At 67.6% G+C, this 18,182-nt stretch carries 16 protein-coding genes and 1 pseudogene; 6 read left to right on the plus strand and 11 right to left on the minus strand.

What is annotated here, in order from left to right:
* Positions 1-165 precede the first annotated feature (165 nt).
* Both F4Y45_10920 and F4Y45_10925 read right to left on the minus strand, forming a co-directional pair.
* A pseudogene (locus F4Y45_10920) lies at positions 166-255 on the minus strand (hypothetical protein).
* An 86-nt stretch (positions 256-341) separates the two neighbouring features.
* Positions 342-1,349 carry an NAD(P)H-quinone oxidoreductase gene (locus tag F4Y45_10925; protein ID MXY25020.1) on the minus strand — a complete coding sequence of 336 codons (1,008 nt, stop codon included), beginning with the start codon at positions 1,347-1,349 and terminating at the stop codon, positions 342-344.
* Here F4Y45_10925 and F4Y45_10930 point away from each other — a divergent pair.
* Together F4Y45_10930 and F4Y45_10935 are read left to right on the plus strand one after the other, a co-directional pair.
* Entirely contained in the window at positions 1,309-2,127 is an 819-nt protein-coding gene (locus tag F4Y45_10930) for a dihydrodipicolinate reductase (GenBank protein ID MXY25021.1), read from the plus strand. The two genes, F4Y45_10925 and F4Y45_10930, sit on opposite strands and share 41 nt — an antisense overlap.
* Position 2,128: 1 nt before the next feature.
* Positions 2,129-3,019 (plus strand): 4-hydroxy-tetrahydrodipicolinate synthase, encoded by an 891-nt coding sequence (locus tag F4Y45_10935; GenBank protein MXY25022.1) that lies wholly within the window; start codon positions 2,129-2,131, stop codon positions 3,017-3,019.
* Here F4Y45_10935 and F4Y45_10940 read toward each other — a convergent pair.
* The 4 genes from F4Y45_10940 to F4Y45_10955 form a co-directional block, all read right to left on the minus strand.
* Complete coding sequence (locus F4Y45_10940; GenBank protein MXY25023.1) at positions 3,002-4,015, minus strand: M20/M25/M40 family metallo-hydrolase; 1,014 nt, start codon at positions 4,013-4,015, stop codon at positions 3,002-3,004. The genes F4Y45_10935 and F4Y45_10940 overlap by 18 nt on opposite strands.
* A 7-nt stretch (positions 4,016-4,022) precedes the next feature.
* Positions 4,023-4,865: a 2,3,4,5-tetrahydropyridine-2,6-dicarboxylate N-succinyltransferase gene (locus F4Y45_10945; GenBank protein MXY25024.1), complete on the minus strand. Its 843-nt coding sequence runs from the start codon at positions 4,863-4,865 to the stop codon at positions 4,023-4,025.
* A gap of 79 nt (positions 4,866-4,944) precedes the next feature.
* Positions 4,945-5,562, minus strand: coding sequence for a type II toxin-antitoxin system VapC family toxin (locus tag F4Y45_10950; protein MXY25025.1), 618 nt, complete (start codon positions 5,560-5,562; stop codon positions 4,945-4,947).
* 226 nt (positions 5,563-5,788) lie between these two features.
* On the minus strand, positions 5,789-6,928 hold the full coding sequence (locus F4Y45_10955; protein MXY25026.1) for a hypothetical protein: 1,140 nt from the start codon (positions 6,926-6,928) through the stop codon (positions 5,789-5,791).
* Here F4Y45_10955 and F4Y45_10960 point away from each other — a divergent pair.
* From F4Y45_10960 to F4Y45_10975, 4 genes are all read left to right on the plus strand, one after another.
* A complete protein-coding gene (locus F4Y45_10960) occupies positions 6,885-7,556 on the plus strand; it encodes a DNA-3-methyladenine glycosylase I (protein MXY25027.1) in 672 nt (223 codons plus the stop codon). The genes F4Y45_10955 and F4Y45_10960 overlap by 44 nt on opposite strands.
* Positions 7,557-7,633: 77 nt before the next feature.
* A complete protein-coding gene (locus F4Y45_10965; GenBank protein ID MXY25028.1) occupies positions 7,634-8,626 on the plus strand; it encodes a cyclase family protein in 993 nt (330 codons plus the stop codon).
* A gap of 87 nt (positions 8,627-8,713) precedes the next feature.
* The gene (locus tag F4Y45_10970) at positions 8,714-8,968 is read left to right on the plus strand and encodes a type II toxin-antitoxin system prevent-host-death family antitoxin (protein MXY25029.1); all 255 of its coding nucleotides are present in this window, start codon (positions 8,714-8,716) and stop codon (positions 8,966-8,968) included.
* 238 nt (positions 8,969-9,206) lie between these two features.
* Positions 9,207-9,407, plus strand: coding sequence for a hypothetical protein (locus tag F4Y45_10975; GenBank protein MXY25030.1), 201 nt, complete (start codon positions 9,207-9,209; stop codon positions 9,405-9,407).
* A 165-nt stretch (positions 9,408-9,572) separates the two neighbouring features.
* Here the strand turns inward: F4Y45_10975 and F4Y45_10980 are convergent, their stop codons facing one another.
* The 5 genes from F4Y45_10980 to metH form a co-directional block, all read right to left on the minus strand.
* Positions 9,573-10,703 (minus strand): ATP-binding protein, encoded by a 1,131-nt coding sequence (locus F4Y45_10980; protein MXY25031.1) that lies wholly within the window; start codon positions 10,701-10,703, stop codon positions 9,573-9,575.
* A gap of 174 nt (positions 10,704-10,877) precedes the next feature.
* Complete coding sequence (locus F4Y45_10985; GenBank protein MXY25032.1) at positions 10,878-11,795, minus strand: RNA methyltransferase; 918 nt, start codon at positions 11,793-11,795, stop codon at positions 10,878-10,880.
* The gene (locus tag F4Y45_10990; protein MXY25033.1) at positions 11,792-12,385 is read right to left on the minus strand and encodes a hypothetical protein; all 594 of its coding nucleotides are present in this window, start codon (positions 12,383-12,385) and stop codon (positions 11,792-11,794) included. Before F4Y45_10990 ends, F4Y45_10985 begins: the two co-directional genes overlap by 4 nt.
* A 48-nt stretch (positions 12,386-12,433) precedes the next feature.
* Complete coding sequence (locus F4Y45_10995) at positions 12,434-14,440, minus strand: hypothetical protein (GenBank protein MXY25034.1); 2,007 nt, start codon at positions 14,438-14,440, stop codon at positions 12,434-12,436.
* A gap of 6 nt (positions 14,441-14,446) precedes the next feature.
* The gene (gene metH, locus F4Y45_11000) at positions 14,447-18,178 is read right to left on the minus strand and encodes a methionine synthase (GenBank protein MXY25035.1); all 3,732 of its coding nucleotides are present in this window, start codon (positions 18,176-18,178) and stop codon (positions 14,447-14,449) included.
* Between the last annotated feature and the right edge of the window lie 4 nt (positions 18,179-18,182).

The raw sequence follows: 18,182 nt of genomic DNA on the forward strand, positions 1-18,182 counted from the left end.
CCGGCAGGTTGACCAGAGCTGCGTCTACGGAACCGTGTGGTAGTGCCCGTGGGCGGGGTCCCACACCTGCCGAGGGCCGGTGCCTTCGGTGGTGAAGGTATAGACGATGACGCCGGCGATAGCGACGAGGACGGCGACAACCGCGTAGAGCCCAATCTTCGAGCGCGACTCGGCCTTGTTGGCGCAGCACGCCTTGTACTTGCGGCCGCTTCCGCAGGGGCATGGATCGTTACGCCCAACCTTGCTGGCTGCCATGAGGCCTCCCCAACTGACTCGTGCTGCAGAAGTATATCGCGAGGCCGGTCTGGGGACGGACGCGCCGGCCCGCGCCATGACAAGCGTTACGGGATCATTAGGAGCTTCCCGATGTGGCGGCTGGACTGCATGACGCGGTGTGCCTCGGAGGCATCGGCCAGCGGATAGGTCGCATGAACCATCGGCCGGAGCTCGCCGCTGGCGAGGTGGGGCCAGACCTCCTGACGCACGGCGCGGGCAACCGTCGCCTTCTGGTCCACGCGCCGCGCGCGGAGGGTGGAGCCGGTAACGGTGAGACGCTTCGACATGACCGCCGCCAGGTTCAGCTCGGACTCGGCGCCTTCCATCAGCGCAATGATCACGAGCCGGCCCTCGAGGGCGAGACTGTCGATGTTGCGCTGAAGGTAGGCGCCGCCGACCATGTCGAGGATGACGTCGGCGCCGCGGCCATCGGTCGCCTCGCGCACCACCTCGAGGAAGTCCTGCTCGCGATAGTTGATCGCCAGGTCCGCTCCGAGGGCGGCGCAGGCCGTGCACTTCTCCTCCGAGCCGGCCGTCGTGAAGACGCGCGCGCCGCGCAACTTCGCCAGCGGGATCGCGGCGGTCCCGATGCCGCTCGATCCGCCGTGCACCAGGAAGGTCTCCCCCCTCGCGAGACGGCCCCGCTCGAAAACGTTCGTCCAGACCGTCATGTACGCCTCGGGGAGGGCGGCCGCATCCCGGAGACTGACCGACGGCGGAATCGGCAGGCACTGTGGCGCCGGCACGACGCAGTACTCGGCGTAGCCGCCCCCGCTGACGATGGCGCACACCTCGTCGCCCACCGCAACGTCCACGACATCTCCGCCGACCTCCGCGATGGTGCCCGCAACCTCGAGTCCCGGGATGTCGGATGCACCCGGAGGCGGCGGATAGCGTCCCTCGCGTTGCATGACGTCGGCCCGGTTGACGCCCGCTGCCGCCACGTGCACCAGCACCTCACCGGAGCCGGGCCGCGGCGTCGGCCGCACGGCCGGCCGCAGCGCCTCGGGCGGGCCGGGTTCGCTGATCTCGATGGCGGTCATCGTCTCGGGCAGGGCCGCGGGTGTCGGCATAACGCGCGAGTATAATCGTCCGGCACGCGGCTCCGTGAACCGCCGGACCCGACCGATGGCCTCCCAATCGTCCCATCACGCTCCGGTTCGCCTTGTGCTGGTCGGCTACGGCAGGATGGGCCGGGCGGTCGACGCGATCGCCGAATCGCACGGCTGTGCGGTGGCCGAGCGGCTCGACATCCACAACAACCGGGACGGCTGCGGGATCGACTCGCCGGCCCTCGACGGCGTGCAGGTGGCCATCGAGTTCTCACTCGCCGACGCGATCGTGCCGAATGTCGCGAAGCTGGCGGCGCGCGGCATCAACGTCGTCATCGGCACGACCGGCTGGAACGACCGCGAAACCGAAGTGCGGCGGCTGGCCGACGATGCCGGGATCGGCGTCGTGCATGCGGCCAACTTCTCGCTTGGCGTCAATCTCTTCCAGGCGATCGTGGAACGCGGCGCCGCGCTGATCGCGCCGCACGCCGACTTCGGCGCGTTCATTCACGAGCACCACCACGCGGCCAAGCGGGATGCGCCATCCGGGACCGCCCTCGCCCTCCAGGCGGCGATGCGCGGCGCCGGCTACACGCGCGAGATCGACATGGCCTCGACGCGAGCCGGCAAGATGCCCGGAATGCACACGGTCGGCTACGACGGACCCTTCGAGACGATTGCGCTGACCCACACCGCGCGTGACCGGGCGACGTTTGCGCGCGGCGCGATCGAGGCGGCCAGGTGGGTGGTGGGCCGGCAGGGATGGTTCACGATGCGCGACGTGCTGGGACTCGACTGAGATGGCAACCAACTGGGCGGGCTGCGGACCGGCGCTCGTAACGCCGTTCACCGAGACTGGCGATCTGGACGAAGCGGCCGTCACTCGCCTGGCGCGGCGCCAGGTCGACGGCGGCGTGCACTTCCTCGTGCCGTGCGGCACGACGGGCGAGAGCCCGACGCTGGCGCACGCCGAGAAGATCCGCGTCGTCGAGCTGGTCGCGCGGGCGGCAGACGGCCGCGTCCCCGTGCTCGCCGGCGCGGGCGGCTACGACACCCGCGCATCCGCCGAGTTGGCCGCCGACATGGCCCGCGCGGGCGCCAACGGCATCCTGTCGGTGACGCCGTACTACAACAAGCCGACGCCCGACGGGCTATTCCTGCACTACGCGACGATTGCCGAAGCGACCGAGCTGCCGATCATCGTCTACAACGTCCCGAGCCGGACCGGCTGCAACGTGACGCCCGCGACGCTGCGCCGACTGGCCGAGATTCCAAACGTCGTCGGCGTGAAGGAAGCCTCCGGCGACTTGGGCCAGATGTGCGAGATCTGCCAGACGATGGCGGACGATTTCTCCGTCCTCTCGGGCGACGACGCCTTCACCCTCGCGCTGATGGCGCTCGGCGGCCGCGGCGTCATCTCCGTCGTCTCCAACGAGACGCCGGAGGAGATGGCCGCGCTGGTCGACCGTGCCGCGGCGGGCGATTACGCCGAGGCTCGCGCCATCCACAACCGCCTCCTGCCCCTGATGCAGGTGAACTTCGTCGAGTCGAATCCGATCCCGGTCAAGGCGGCGCTGGCGGAAATGGGCCTGATCGACACCGCTACCTACCGCTCGCCCATGGCGCCTCCCCGCCCGGAGAGCCACGAACGGATCATCGGCGTTTTGAAGGGTCTAGGCCTCGTCCAATAGCTGCTTCGCCAGCGACTCGTAGAGGTCGATGGCGCCGACCAGCTCCGGGATGGCCACCTGCTCCTGGTCCGTGTGCGCCACATGGATGGAACCTGGGCCGAGCAGCAGCGGCTGGCCCCACGAGGTGAGGAAGGGAATGTCGGTAGCGAACGAGACGACCTGGGTGTCGAAACCGGGCCGCGTCGTCAGCCGCACCGCGGGGACGTCCAGGATCTCCTCGACGGTGACATCCCGGAGTCGCGCGTCGAGCAGTGCGCGGATCGCGCTCGACGGACCGACGGTGCGGAAGTTGACGTCCGCCTCCGCCTCCGGAGGGATCACGTTGGGCGCGACGCCTCCCCCGATGAGCCCCACGGTGCAGGTCGCCTGGCCCAGGACGGGATCCGACGGGAGCTCGAGATCGCGCAGTGTGATCAGTGCGTCGAGCAGCTTGTCGATGGCGGACTCCCCCAGCTCCGGGTAGGCTGAATGGGCCGCCCGTCCCGTGGCGGAAATACGCACGCGGAACGCGCCCTTCGTCCCCAGGGCCAGCCGGTTGTCGGTCGGCTCCCCGTTGATCAGATAGCGGGAACGCGTCGCGAGCCGGTTCGCGGCACGCGCGCCGTGGCTGCCTCGCTCCTCACCCACCACCACGAGTAGGCCGACACGCTCCTCCCCGGCCACCCGGAAACGTTCGAGGGCCATGATCTCGGCCGCCAGGATCCCCTTCGCATCGCATGCGCCCCGGCCATGGAGAACGTCCCCCTCCACACGGCTCGGAAAGAACGGCGGCACGCAATCGATGTGGGTCGAGAAGACAATCTCCGGATCGCCGGCGCCTACGGTGGCGATGATGTTGACGCGGTCGTCCACCACCGGCTGCTCGGTGACGTCGTAGCCCTGGCGCCGCAGCCAGGCGGCGAGCCAGTCGGTAGCCTGGGCTTCGTGGCCGCTGGTCGACTCGATGTCGATGAGCGAGCGGGCGAGATCGACGACGTCGGTCGCGGCAGGTTCCATCATTGAATCACCGAAGCCAGTCTTCCAGCGCGGTGCGGGTGTCGGTCTTGGCGTCGCGGTACTTCACGATAACCGGCGTGGCGAGGGACAGGCCCCACTCCCGGCCCGGCTCCGCCGTGACGGCGCGGGCGCCCGGAACGACGACCGCCCCTTCGGGCACCACCGTCGGCTCGCCCGCGACCGGCTTGATCACGCACCGGTTCGGCAGATCGTAGATCGGCGTCGAGCCGGTCAGGACCGTGCCGGCCGCGATGACCGCCCGGCGCTTGACCACTGCCCCTTCATATAGCCCGGTGTTACCGCCTACGAGAACGTCATCCTCCACGATGACCGGCAGCGCGCCGACCGGCTCGAGCACGCCGCCGATCTGTGCGGCGGCGCTGACGTGAACGCCGCTGCCGACCTGGGCGCAGGAGCCCACCAGCGCGTGCGAATCGATCAGGCTGCCGTCGCTTACATACGCGCCGATGTTGATGTACATCGGCGGCATGCAGATGACGCCGGCGCCGAGGTAGGCGCCGTCACGCACCGACGATCCCCCCGGCACCAGGCGCACGCGCGATTCCGCCGACAGCGGCCGGAGCGGCAGCGTGTCCTTGTCGAGCCAGGGGGACGTCTCGTCGGGCGACGCAAACGGCACGATGTCGCCGCAGCGGAAGCCGACCAGGATGCCCTGCTTCACCCAGGCGTTAACGCGCCAGCCGGTCGGGGCGTCAGCGTCCGGTTCTGCCGCGCGGACGCGGCCGGCGGAGAGTTCCGTCCGCAACTCGGCGAACGCGGCGCGGGCTTCGGTGCGGTCGGCGTCGGCGCCCTGGGAGAACAAAGTCGAAATGCGTGCTTCGAGATCCATCGGTGGCGCAGATTGTATCCGCCACGCGCCGCGGACACCGCAACGGACACGCTGGAAGCGCACGCCGGCTCACCGGCAATCAACTGAGCGTACTGGCCAGGCCCGCCTCGACAATGCGCCGGTCCTGCGTCAACAGCGTGGCGCCGAGGACACGGGCTGTCGCCACGAGAATCCGATCGGCCGGATCGCGGTGGAATGAATCGGGCAATGCGCCAAGCTCCGCCGCAATGGCTGGGGAAATGCCGTGGACCCGCACGAGCGGCGGCGCAACCGCCGCTTCCAGCCAGTCCCGAAGCGGAACCGCCAGCCGGACACGTCCCAGGCTATGGAGCGTCGCCACTTCCCAAAGCGAGATGTCGGACACGAGCAGCGGCGACGTCGCGCTGGCGGAGGCAACGGCATCCCGCTGCGCCGGCGAGAGTCGCGTGCTATCCGTGAGCCACCAGATCAGGACGTGCGTATCGAGCAGCGCGATCACCGTCGAAGGCTCTCCCAATGTTCTTCGGGGACGGCCGGTCCGACGATATCGCCCAACACGGTAACGGTGCCCTCGAGGGCCATCTGGGGATACGCGGCGCCGGTGCGGTTGGCCGGCCCCAACTCGGCGACCGGCCGGCCGCGCTTCAGAATGACCACACGCTCGCCGGTTTCCGCGACGCGATCGAGGATGCCCAGGCAGCGTGCCTTGAAGTCGGATGCGTTGATGGTCTCCACATGACTAGTGTCAATGACCAGTCATATGCGTGTCAAGCGAAAGACGACTAGCAGCCCGTGGTGAAACCCCGCGTCACACCGAGAGCGGCGAGACGCCCGGCTGACAAGGCGCGACGAGGGAGCATATTGGCCATATGCGACCGAGGAGCAACGCAGTTCAGCCGGGATGTATCGCCGCTCGAATGTAGCGGGGGTTTCACCACGGGCTGCTAGCGGCGGACGACTTCGGCGTCGACGATTTCCACCCGGTCGACCGGGGTTTCCCCGTCGACGGGAACCGCTTCGATAGACGCTACGACATCGAGCCCTTCGGTGACGACGCCGAAGGCGGTGTAGACGCCGTCGAGCTCCGGCGACGTGTCGGTGACGATGAAGAAGCTGGTGGATGCGCTCGATGGATCGTCGAGTCTCGCCATGGAGACGACGCCGCGCACGTGCGGCGTATCGTTGAACTCCGGATCGAGGTTCTCGATGAAGCGCTGCTGGCGGTCGGTCAGCATTTCGCGGCGCGTCGGGAGATGGCCGCTCTGGATGACGAAGCCGGGGACGATGCGGTGGAAGGCGATGCCGTCGTAGACGCCGGCGTCGGCGAGGCGAAGGAAGTTGCGGACATGGCTGGGCGCGCGGTCGGGGTAGAGATCGATCGCGATCCGGCCATGCGTCGTGTTGAGAACGACCCGATAGGCTGCCAGTTCGGCGTCGGTCTCGGTCGTGTACGGCGGCGCCTCCGGCGGCGGCTTGTCGCGGATCGTGGCGGTCCGGACCACGACGCGCTCGGTGGCGCGTCCCTCCGCGTCGATCGGGGTCTCGGAGATGCGCGTGACGACATCCATGCCGTCGGCGACCTGGCCCCAGACGGTGTATTGCCCATTGAGGCCCGGCTGATCCACGACGCAGATCAGGAACTGCGCGCCGCCGCTGTTCGGGTCGCCCGGCGCAACCACGGCGGACACCGTTCCTCGGAGATGAGGCGCATCGCTCATCTCTCCGTCCACCAGGCCGAGCCCACCGCGGCCGTAGTCGGTCGCTCGATCCGGATCGGCCGTAAGCGGATCGCCTCCCTGAACGATGCCGTTCGCCACCATCCGGTGGAACGTCGTCCCGTCGTAGGCCCCCTGCTCGACGAGTTGCAGGAGCAGCCCGACATGATTCGGGGCGATATCGGGCCGGAGGTCGATCGCGATCATCCCGAGAGCCGTGTCAAGGACGAGTTGCTTGCCGGACATCTCCTCGACGGTGAGCGTCGCGACGAACGGCTCCCGCTCGGCCTGCTGCGCAAGTGCGGGCGGGACTGCCGCGAGGACAATGGCGGCGACCGCGAACCGAGCGGCCAGACAACGGCTGCGCATCGGTTACGGACAGTATCATGCCCCCGTGACCGCACCGGGCGACGATCGCGTGCGCTGCCCGTGGGGCGCGTCCCACCCGCTCTACCTGCCGTACCACGACGAGGAATGGGGCGTCCCGCTCCATGACGATCAGAAGATCTTCGAGATGCTCGTCCTTGAGGGCGCGCAGGCGGGATTGAGCTGGCTGACCATCCTGAAGCGGCGGCCGGCCTACCGCCGGGCGTTCAACCTGTTCGATCCGAGGAAGGTGGCGCGATTCGACGCGCGCAAGGTGGAACGGCTGCTGAACGACGCCGGCATCATCCGGAACCGGCTGAAGATTGAATCCGCCATCAGGAATGCGCGGGCGTTTCTCGCGGTGCAGGAGGACTTCGGCACTTTCGACGCCTACATCTGGCGTTTCGTCGACGGTCGGCCCAGACAGAACCGATGGGGATCGTGGTCGGAGGTACCGGCTCGGACCAAGGAGTCCGACGCGCTGAGCAAGGACCTGAAGTCGCGCGGCTTCTCGTTCGTCGGCTCCACCATCTGCTACGCGCACATGCAGGCTACCGGCATGGTGAACGATCACCAGGTCGACTGCTTCCGCTACGGCGAGGTGCAGGAACTGGGGCGCCTGACCGCGTGACGTCGCACCCCGACCGTGAGAGTGCAAATGCTGACTACAATGACCGCCTGACCGGTCGGCACCGAAGGAGAACCACCATGACACGGAAGTGGACGACGGCGTCAGCAGTAGCGGCGGCGGCCATTGCGGTGATCATCGCCGCCTGCTCGGGGGCTGACACCCAGGAGGATCGGAACTTCCCGCGCAACGCGGAGGAGTTCGATGCGCTCTTTCAGGAGGTGTCGAACGCGGGCCGCTGGGGCGCGGACGACGAGCTCGGTACCGCCAACCTGATCACACCGGACAAGGTGCGGGAGGCGGCGGGGCTGGTCCAGAGCGGCATTACCGTATCGCTTGCGCACAGCCCCATGCCCGACGAGGCGGTCGACAACCCCGACAGCGCTTTCAACCACACGATGTCGGAGAGCCTGACGAGCGACACGATCGAGTTCACCTACCACGGCTACGGCGTCAGCCACATCGACTCGCTGTGTCACTTCGCTTACAACGGCCTGCTCTACAACAACGTCCCGACCTCGGCGAGCTCGGCCGAAGAGGGATGCACGAAGAACGACATCTCCAACTTGCAGCAGGGGATCGTCACGCGCGGCGTCCTGCTCGACATCCCCCGGCTGAAGGGCGTGCCGTACCTGGAGCCGAGCGAAGCGATCTACGTCGAGGACATCGAGGCGTGGTTGGAGCAGGCCGGCACGACGGTCGGATCCGGCGACGTCATCTTCATCCGGACCGGGCGCTGGGCGCGACGCGCGGCGGAAGGGCCGTGGCAACTCTCCGGTAATTCCGCGGGTATCCATGCGTCGGTCGTCCGCTGGATCCGCGAGCGGGACGTCTCGTTCGTCGGGAGCGACGCCGCGACCGACGTGCAGCCGTCCCTGGTGGAGGATGTGAACCTGCCGGTCCATACGCTGTTGATTGCCGCGATGGGGACCGACATCTTCGACAACATGGACCTCGAGGCGCTGGCCGAGACCGCGGCGGCGGAGAACCGTTGGGAGTTCATGTTGACGGCGGCGCCGATCCCGGTCATCGGCGGGACGGGGTCACCGTTGAATCCGATCGCGATCTTCTAAGTTACATCATCACCGACACGCCTCCCGGCTCGATGCCGAAGTCGTCCGCCGGTGTTCGTCTCGCGCTTGACACGAATATGACTAGTCATTGACGCTAGTCATGTGGAGACCATCAACGCATCCGATCTCAAGGCACGCTGCCTGGGCATCCTCGATCGCGTCGCGGAAACCGGCGAGCGTGTGGTCATCCTGAAGCGCGGCCGGCCGGTCGCGGAGTTGGGGCCGGCCAACCGCACCGGCGCCGCGTATCCCCAGATGGCCCTCAAGGGCACCGTTGCCGTGTTGGGCGATATCGTCGGACCGGCTGTCCCCGAAGAACATTGGGAGAGCCTTCGACGGTGATCGCGTTGCTCGATACACACGTCCTGATCTGGTGGCTCACAGATAGCGCACGACTCTCGCCGGCACAGCGGAACGCGGTTGCATCCGCCAGCCCGTCGTCGCCGCTGCTCGTGTCCGGCATCTCGCTTTGGGAAGTGGCGACGCTCCACAGCCTGGGGCGTGTCCGGCTGGCGGGCCACACTCGTCGCAGCTCCAGGAGCGATTCCCTTGCAGTCGGCCTTCGTTGCTCGCAACCCGGATGCAGCCGGAGGAGCAACCCCTCCAGATTCGGTTCCTGAAAGACGACTTCCAGCCGCCACTTGGCCGCCGTGATACGTGCGTCGCGACCGTTCTTCCGGTCTCGATCAAGGCGGTCCCGATCCAGCAGCACGACCTGCCCAGTGAAAAACCGCCTGCCGGGATGTCTGGCGATCCGACGACCGGCCTCTTCGACGACTGAGACGGTGTCGCCACCAGTCGCAGGCTTGACGTCTAGGTGCAAGTGAAGACCCGCGTCCTCACAGCAACGTTGGAGAAGCTGAGCGAAAGCGCGATCACTCTTGCCCTCGACACCGACGAAGATCACCTGGCGGGGTTCGACGACGCGCCGACGCCGCATCCTGTCTCAACCGACTTTCGGAATGCCGCCGAGAACGCCGGCGCGGTACTTGGGGTAGAGCCGAGTATCGCGCCGAAGGCCTCGGACGTCCTGAGCGCCGTGTACCTTGGTTTCGCCTCGTCGTGTCTTCTCCACGACAAAGAGCTCTTCCTTCTCCATGTCGTCCAGCAACCCCACATTGTGTGAGGTGACAAGGAGTTGCGCATTGCGCGGATTGGTCTCTCGAGACCTGAACCACCCCAGCATGTCGCCGACGATGTCGACGTGAAGGTCGGCATCGATCTCGTCCAGGGCGGCAGGAAGGCCCTTCTCAAGGGCGACATAGAGCTGAGGCAAGAGATGAAAGAGCCGCTGGGTACCCCCGGATTGCACCATGAGGGGCAGAGCGGCGACCGGTTCGCGATGGTTGAACCAGACTGTCAGCCAGTCCTCCGGATCCGTGACGGTTCGCTCCCGAACCTCGACGCCCTGAATCCCGAGGTCGCTGGACTCCAGATGCTTGGACGCCCATGCACGTAGTTCGGAGTTGCTCGCGAGAATGTCGACCACGTTCTTGGTGGGTAGTGCCAGCGTCTTGACAATGGAGACGTTGGAGACCACCGCAAGACTCTGCAGCCAGTCGGCAATCCGCGTTGCGAGGGGGACCTTGAGCATCGCGAGGGTGCCGATGACTGGTGCGTCGTCCCGGATCGCGCCGATCCGGCCAGCCCTGGAGTCGAACCCGAGAGCGCCGGAAATCTCTCTGGAAACGCGGACCGGCGCCTCTGCACTCTCACGTTCGAAGAGGCGGCGTGACCGCCCCCGGGGGAAGTGAGACAGAGCCTCGTAACTGAAAACGGGACTATTCTGGTCGCGGCGGTCCCGCCGCAGAGCCAGCTCGTAGCGAAAGAGCTGCGGAGTTTCGTCCAAGGCCAACCAATCTGCTTCGACGTCCAGACAGAAGCGCGTGGCATCTCCGATTGTCGACTCCGAGGCGAAGGGCACTACCGCGTCGATGAAGGCGTTAGCATCGTCGGACCGCGAGGGTAGAGAAGCGACGTTCGCCATCGTGGTCAACGCCCGCAGCAGCGTCGTCTTCCCAGACCCGTTGGGCCCCATCAAGACTGCGATGGTCGGGAGGCGGATGTCGGGCTTCACCCGGCTGGGACGAAAGCGCGGAAGGTCAGGAGCGGTGCCGGGAATGCGCAGATCGAGGACTACTTCGTCGCGTATGGATCGGTAGTTCGATACGGCGAATCGGTGAATCACATTGCGATTATAACGTTTTTTCGTCTAGATTACCCTGTAGGCACTTGAAAAAGGCTCTTCGGTCTACCCTGGCAACGTATCTTGGTGGCCGGTCGCCTCGTGGAACCGCTGGAGGACAATGGCAACCGCGGTCGCAACGTTGAGTGAATCCACCGCAGGATCGAGCGGGATCCGGACCGTCGCATCGCACCGTTCGAGAACGGCCTGACTGACACCGTCGCCTTCGTTGCCTGCTATCAGAACGAGCGGGCCGCCGGACGACGACCGGGTAACGGACCCCAGGTCGGCCGCGCCCGGCGCCGGAGTGAGAGCAATCAGGCGGGCGCGGTCGTCACGCAGCCGCTCCAGCGGCCCAGGCCAGTCGTCCGTTGCAGCAACCTGGAACGGCAGCGAGAGCGTGGTCGCCATCGACGTGCGTATCGCCTTCCGGTAGAGCGGATCGGCGCACCGGGGCGACAGCAGGACCCCCGCGGCGCCGAAGGCCGCCGCGTTGCGGAAGATGGCTCCGACGTTGTCGGGGTCCGCAACCGCGTCGAGAGTCACGACCGGAGCCCCCGCGCGGGGCGGCGGCAGGCCGCCCGGCGTCGAACCGTCTGGGGGCCGTTCCCCGAGGGCGAGACATCCGCGGTGGAACCGGAATCCGGTGATGCGCCGAAGCTCCGCCGACCCGGTGACGTAGAGGTCAGGCGCCGGCGCGCTAACGACGGACGGCGCAGCGGCATCGGACGGCGCAGCGGCATCGGAAGGCGCGCCAGCAAGGGACGACTCGACGGACGCGTCGATGGCTGGCTTCAGCCGGGCAAGCGCGCTCTCGGTAACCAGCAGCGCGCGCGTTCGGAAGCGGGAGGCGAGCAGGCGCTCGACGGCGAGCGAGCCCTCGGCAACGAACAGCCCTCGCTCGCGCATGAGGGCCGGGTCGGAGACGACGCGGAAGTCGCCGATGCGCGGATCGTCGATCGCGTCAATGGTGACGGGGTTCACACCGATCGGACAACGGACCGCTGGCTGCGGTGGCCGTCGAGCACTTCGAGACCGAGCTGCTTGCTCAGGTACACCTTCGATTCGCGGTTGTCCGCCTCGTTCGGCTCGAACTTGATCACGTTGAACTGCAGGTGGTCGAGCGTGCCGCGCATGCCGTAGAGGCGGTTCTTGGTCTTGACGACGATCTCGGCGAAGCCGTTGTCGTGCGCCCAGGCCTCCTGCTCCTCCGTCAGCGCCCGAAAGAACCCGCGGCCGCGCCAGTCGCGCCGCGTGCCCCCGATCCAGCTATAGAGGACCTTGCGCCCGTCGAAGTCGATGTACGACCGGAGCCGCGCTACGAGATCCGCCAGTTTCGGTATGGTCTCCTCGGTCCGGAGTTCGTGCGACACCTTGTAGGAAACCGGGACGACGGTGGACGGGTCGTCCGGAAGGGGCGCCTCCGCCATCAGGATCTGGTGGTCACGGTCCCCCAGCCGGGCAATTACCTCGTCGGCGCTCTTGCGGCGCCGGAACTCGCCGAAGTACTCCTCGATGTATTCGATTTCAAGAGCGCCCTGCTGCAGGCCGTACTGCCGGATCTGATACTCCATGGAGGTGCGCGGGGAGTCCGTATCTGCTGACTCCTGGCTCGATGATACCTACAACGTTGCGGGAGGATCCGCGCGAAACAACGCGGCGGCGCGTTCCAGGGCTTCCGGGTCGCCTACGATGACGGCCGTATCTCCCGGCTGATACCGGAACGCGTCGTCCCGGCGGTAGATCGGCACGCCGCCCCGCACGACGGCAATCTGGATGGCGCCGGTCTGCCGCCGAAGGTCCAGCGTTCGGGCGTTCTCGCCCTCCGCCTTCGATCCCACTTCCACTTCCACCAGCTCGAGCGCGTCGTGGATGCCGAGATGCTGCAGCGCATCAAGGGCCATGTCCGGGGCCGCCGTGCCCCGCAGCAGCCCGTAGTGCTCGTCGCGCACCGCGCTCAGCTCATGCGCGATGCGGCGCGGCGGGATCTCGTAGCTCCTGAGGGCACGGGCGAACAGTTCGAGCGACGCCTCGAACTCCTCCACCACCACCTCGTTCGCGCCGAGCCGCATCAGGTCTTCTATAGCTCGAACGTAACGGGTTCGCACGACAATCGTCGCCCCGGGCGCCAACTCGCGCGCGGCCGCTACGCCGCGGCGTTCTTCTACCGGCGAGGAGATGGCGTAGACCACGAGGCGCGCCCGCTCGCATCCCACTTCCTCGAGCATGCTCGGATGCGCACCGTCGCCGTAGACGGCCAGCAGTCCGTCGTCGGCCGCCTGCCGAACCAGCGCACCGTTCTGATCGATCACCACGCACCGGATCCCGGCCGCCTGCAGCATGCGGGCCAGGTAACGGCCGGCGACACCGTAGCCCACCACCACCGCGTGGTCGCGCAGTGCGCTCAGCTCGTCACCTCCGCGGGCTTCGGCATCCGCTTCGCGTCCAAGGTGGAGAGTGCCCCGCACCATCTGGCCAATCGCTTCCGACACGCGGTATGCCGACCCGATCAGGAACGGCGTCGCCATCATGGAGAGCGCCGCGGCGGTGAGGAACAACTGGTAGTCGTCGCCGGCGAATAGCCCCAGGTCCAGGCCGACCGCCGCCAGGACGAACGAGAACTCCCCCACCTGCGCCAGGCTGATTCCGCTGCGCAAGCCCGTCTCGAGGCGCACCCCGCGCAGGACGACGGCGCCCGTCGCAATTACCCCTTTCACGATCATCAACACGAGCGTCATGCCAAAGACGGCGACCGGCGCGTCCATCACGACGCCGAGGTCGAGCAGCATGCCGATCGACGTGAAGAAGACGCCGCTGAACAGCGAGCGGAACGGAATGACGTCGGAGAGCGCCTGCAGACCGTACTCCGATTCCGAAATGACGAGACCCGCGATGAACGCTCCTATTGCGAGCGAGAATCCCGCTTCCGCGGCGACCAGCGCCGTGCCGAGAGCGACGAAGCCGACACAGAGCGTGAACAGCTCGCGGTTGCGCAGCAGGACGATGCGATCGAGCGTCGCGCGTACTATCGCGCGGCCGCCGAAGATGAGCACGGTCATGGCGGCAAGACCCACCAGGACGTCCATCATCGCCGCGCCGCTGTCCGCCGACGCGCCAGCCGCGAGAGGCAGCAGCAGCATGATCGGGACGATGCACAGATCCTGGAAGAGGAGGATGGAGATCACTTCGCGGCCGTGGGCTGTATCCAGTTCGCCCCGGTCGGCATACGTCTTGGTTACGACGGCCGTAGAGGACATCGCGGCCAGCGTGCCGTAGAAGACGGCGCGCCCCGGCGGGAGACCCGCCGCCAGACCGACGCCGAGCGCCAGGGCGACGGTTCCGGACACCTGCAGGCCGCCGGCGACGACTACGGAGCGTCCCCACCGAAGGACGTCGGAGAGCGACAGCTCCAGGCCGATTGCAAAGAGCAGCAGGACGACGCCGATCTCCGACAGTGCCGACACCTCGTCCGGATCCGGAATCAGCGCAAACCCGGACGGGCCGATCAGCAAGCCGACCGCCAGGAAGCCGACCAGGGGCGGCAGGCGCAGGCGCTGCGCCAGCGCGACGACCGGGATGGAGAGCCCGGCGATGATCGCCAGGTCACGGAGGATGCCGAGGTCGTGCACCGTCCGTCAGCGTCCGGACGCGGCGAGTGGAGGGGCTTCAGCCGGCGATGCCGCGAGGTTCGGCGAGAGCCAGCGCTCCATCGCGGCGATCGGAACGTCCTTGCGCGCCGCGTAGTCGGCCGCCTGGTCCGGACCGATACGGCCAACCGTGAAGTAGCGCGCCTCCGGATGCGCGAAGTACAGGCCGCTGACGCTCGCGGCGGGCGTCATGGCGCCGTTTTCCGTCAGATCCAGGCCGGCCGCACGCGCGTCGAGCAGGTCGAACAGCTTGAACTTCTCGCTGTGGTCCGGGCAGGCGGGATAACCGAACGCGGGGCGGATGCCGCGGTAGCGTTCGGCGATCAGGTCGTCGTTGGAAAACTGCTCGCCGGCGCCATAGCCCCACTCGCGCCGAACCCGCGCATGCAGATACTCCGCGAACGCCTCCGCCAGGCGGTCGGCGAGCGCCTTCACCATGATGGCGTGATAGTCGTCGTGATCCGCCTCGTAGCGGCGGACCAGATCGTCGACGCCGAGACCGGCGGTGACGGCGAAGGCCCCGACGTGGTCGCGCCGGCCGGAGTCGCCGGGCGCAATGTAGTCGGCGAGCGAGCGGTGCGGCCGGCCATCGCCGGACTGCTCCTGCTGGCGCAGCATGTGGAATCGGACGAGCTCCGGGCCCGGCTCGCCGCCGGCAGCGGATGACGGCGCATGGAGGACGATGTCGTCCCCTTCCGACGCGGCCGGCCAGAAGCCGTAGGCGCCGCGCGCCGTCAGGCTGCCGTCGCGGATAATCTCACCCAGCAGGGCGGTCGCCCGTTCATGCAGCTCGCGCGCCGCGGCGCCCCGCACCGGGTGGTCGAGGATGTCGGGGAAACGTCCCTTCAACTCCCATGCCGCGAAGAAAAACGTCCAGTCGATGAACGGGACTAGCTCGTCCAGCCCCACCTCGACGCACCGCCGCCCGCTGAAGGACGGAACCGGCAGGTCGACGCCGTCCCAGTCGGTCCGGAACCGATTGGCGCACGCATCCGCATACGGCACGAGCGTCCGCTCCGCCCGCCCCGCGTGCTGAGCCCGCAGCCGATCCTGATCGGCGCGGTTCGCGGCATCGAACGCGGCGCGGCGGTCCGGATTGAGCAGGCCCGATACCACATCGACCACGCGTGAGGCGTCCGCGACGTGCACCGTGCTGCCCCCGTAGGCCGGCGCGATTTTCACCGCCGTGTGCTGCCGGGACGTCGTCGCGCCGCCGATGAGCAGCGGCGTCCGCAGGGTGCGCCGCTCCATCTCGCCGGCCACGAACACCATCTCGTCGAGCGACGGCGTGATCAGGCCGCTCAGCCCAATCAGGTCGGCCTGCTCCTCCGCTGCGCGGCGGAGGATGGCGTCGCACGGCGCCATCACCCCGAGATCAACCACGTGGTAGTTGTTGCAGCGAAGCACGACGGCAACGATGTTCTTGCCGATGTCGTGGACGTCCCCCTTGACCGTGGCCAGCACCATGGTCCCCTGCGCCGAGCTGGCGCTCTGCTCGGCCTCCATGAACGGCTGCAGGTAGGCCACCGCCTTCTTCATGACGCGTGCGCTCTTCACCACCTGCGGCAGGAACATTTTCCCGGCGCCGAAGAGATCACCCACGACCTTCATCCCGTCCATCAGCGGGCCTTCGATAACGTCGAGCGGACGCGCCGCCTGCTGCCGGGCTTCCTCGACATCGGCTTCTATGAAGTCGACGATGCCTTGCACCAGGGCGTGCGCGAGACGCTCGCCGACCGTCGCTTCGCGCCACGAGAGGTCTTCTCTCCGTTCGCGGGCGCTTCCCTTCACCCCTTCGGCGAAGCTCACGAGCCGCTCGGTCGCGTCGGCGCGCCGGTTGAAGATGACGTCCTCGACATGCTCCAGCAGGTCGGCCGGAATGTCCTCGTAGACGGCGAGCTGGCCCGCGTTGACGATTCCCATGTCGAGGCCGGCGCGAACCGCGTGGTAGAGGAACGCGGCGTGCATTGCCTCGCGGACCGTGTCGTTCCCCCGGAACGAGAACGAAAGGTTCGAGATTCCGCCGCTCACCTTCGCTCCAGGGCAACGCTGCTTGATCTGCCGTGTCGCCTCGATGAAGTTGACCGCGTAGTCGGCGTGCTCTTCGAGACCCGTGGCAACCGCCAGGACGTTCGGGTCGAAGATGATGTCTTCCGGGGCCACGCCCGCCTCTTCGGTCAGCAACCGGTAGGCCCGGGAGCAGATCTCGACCTTCCGCTCGACCGTGTCGGCCTGACCCGTCTCGTCGAATGCCATCACCACCATCGCGGCGCCGTTGCGCCGGATGCGGCGCGCCTGCTCCAGGAACGGCCCCTCCCCCTCCTTCAGGCTGATCGAGTTGACGATGCCCTTGCCCTGCACGCATTTGAGCCCCGCCTCGAGGACCGACCACTTCGAGCTGTCGACCATGATCGGGACGCGCGCTATCTCCGGCTCGGTGGCGATGAGCCGGAGGAAATAGCTCATGGACGCTTCCGAATCGAGCATCCCCTCGTCCATGTTGACGTCGATGATGTTGGCGCCGCCCCGCACCTGGTCGAGCGCCACGTCGGCCGCCGTGGCGTAGTCCGACTCCTTGATGAGCCGTGCGAAGCGCCGCGAGCCGGTGACGTTGGTCCGCTCGCCGATCATCTGGAAGTTGCTGTCGGGATGGACCGTGAGCCGCTCGAGGCCGCTGTACTCGGTTACCCGCCCGGCGGCGGCAGGCGCCTGCCGCTGGCGTGGCGCGACATCCGCCACCGCCTCGGCCAGCTTGCTGATGTGCTCCGGCGTCGTCCCGCAGCAGCCGCCCAGAAGGTTGACGAAGCCGCTCTCCGCGAACTCGCGCAGCAGCCCCGCGGTCTCTTCCGGATGTTCGTCGTACTCGCCGAACGCATTCGGGAGGCCCGCGTTCGGGTAGCAACTGATCCAGGTGCCGGTCGCCACCCGGGCGAGCTCCGCCAGGTACGGCCGCATCTCGCGGGCGCCGAGGGCGCAGTTCAGGCCGACCGCGAACGGGTCGGCGTGGGCCACCGAGACCCAGAACGCGTCGATGGTCTGGCCGGAGAGCGTTCGCCCGCTCCGGTCGGTGATCGTCACCGACAGCATGATCGGCAGCTCCACCCCCAGCTCGTCGAACAGGTCGCGCACGGCGACGATTGCCGCCTTCGCGTTCAGCGTGTCGAAAATCGTCTCGATCAGCAGGAGGTCGACACCGCCCTCGATAAGCGCGCGCGCCTGCTCCACGTAGGCATCGCGCATGGCGTCGAACGTCGAGGCCCGAAACGTCTGATCGTTGACGTCAGGCGAAATCGACAGCGTCCGGTTGGTGGGGCCGATGGCGCCGGCAACATAGCGCGGCCGGTCGGGCGTGCGCTCGGTCCAGCGGTCGGCCGCGGCGCGCGCGAGACGCGCCGCCTCACAGTTCAGTTCCGGGATGATCGCTTCGAGGCCGTAGTCCGACTGCGCGATCGCCGTGCCGCTGAACGTGTTGGTCTCGATGATGTCGGCGCCCGCCTCCAGGTAGGCGTCATGGATTGCGCCGACGACATCAGGGCGCGTCAGCGCCAGAAGGTCGTTGTTGCCCTTGAGGTCGTGCGGATGGTCCGCGAACCGGTCGCCGCGAAAGTCCGCCTCGCCCAGCCTGTAGCGCTGGACCGCAGTCCCCATCGCGCCGTCGAGGATCAGGATCCGATCCTCAAGCGCGGCGTCGAGCTGGAGCCGCACGCCGGTGCCGGTCACACCG

The sequence above is a fragment of the Acidobacteriota bacterium genome (genome assembly GCA_009838525.1).
Lineage (GTDB): Bacteria > Acidobacteriota > Vicinamibacteria > Vicinamibacterales > UBA8438 > VXRJ01.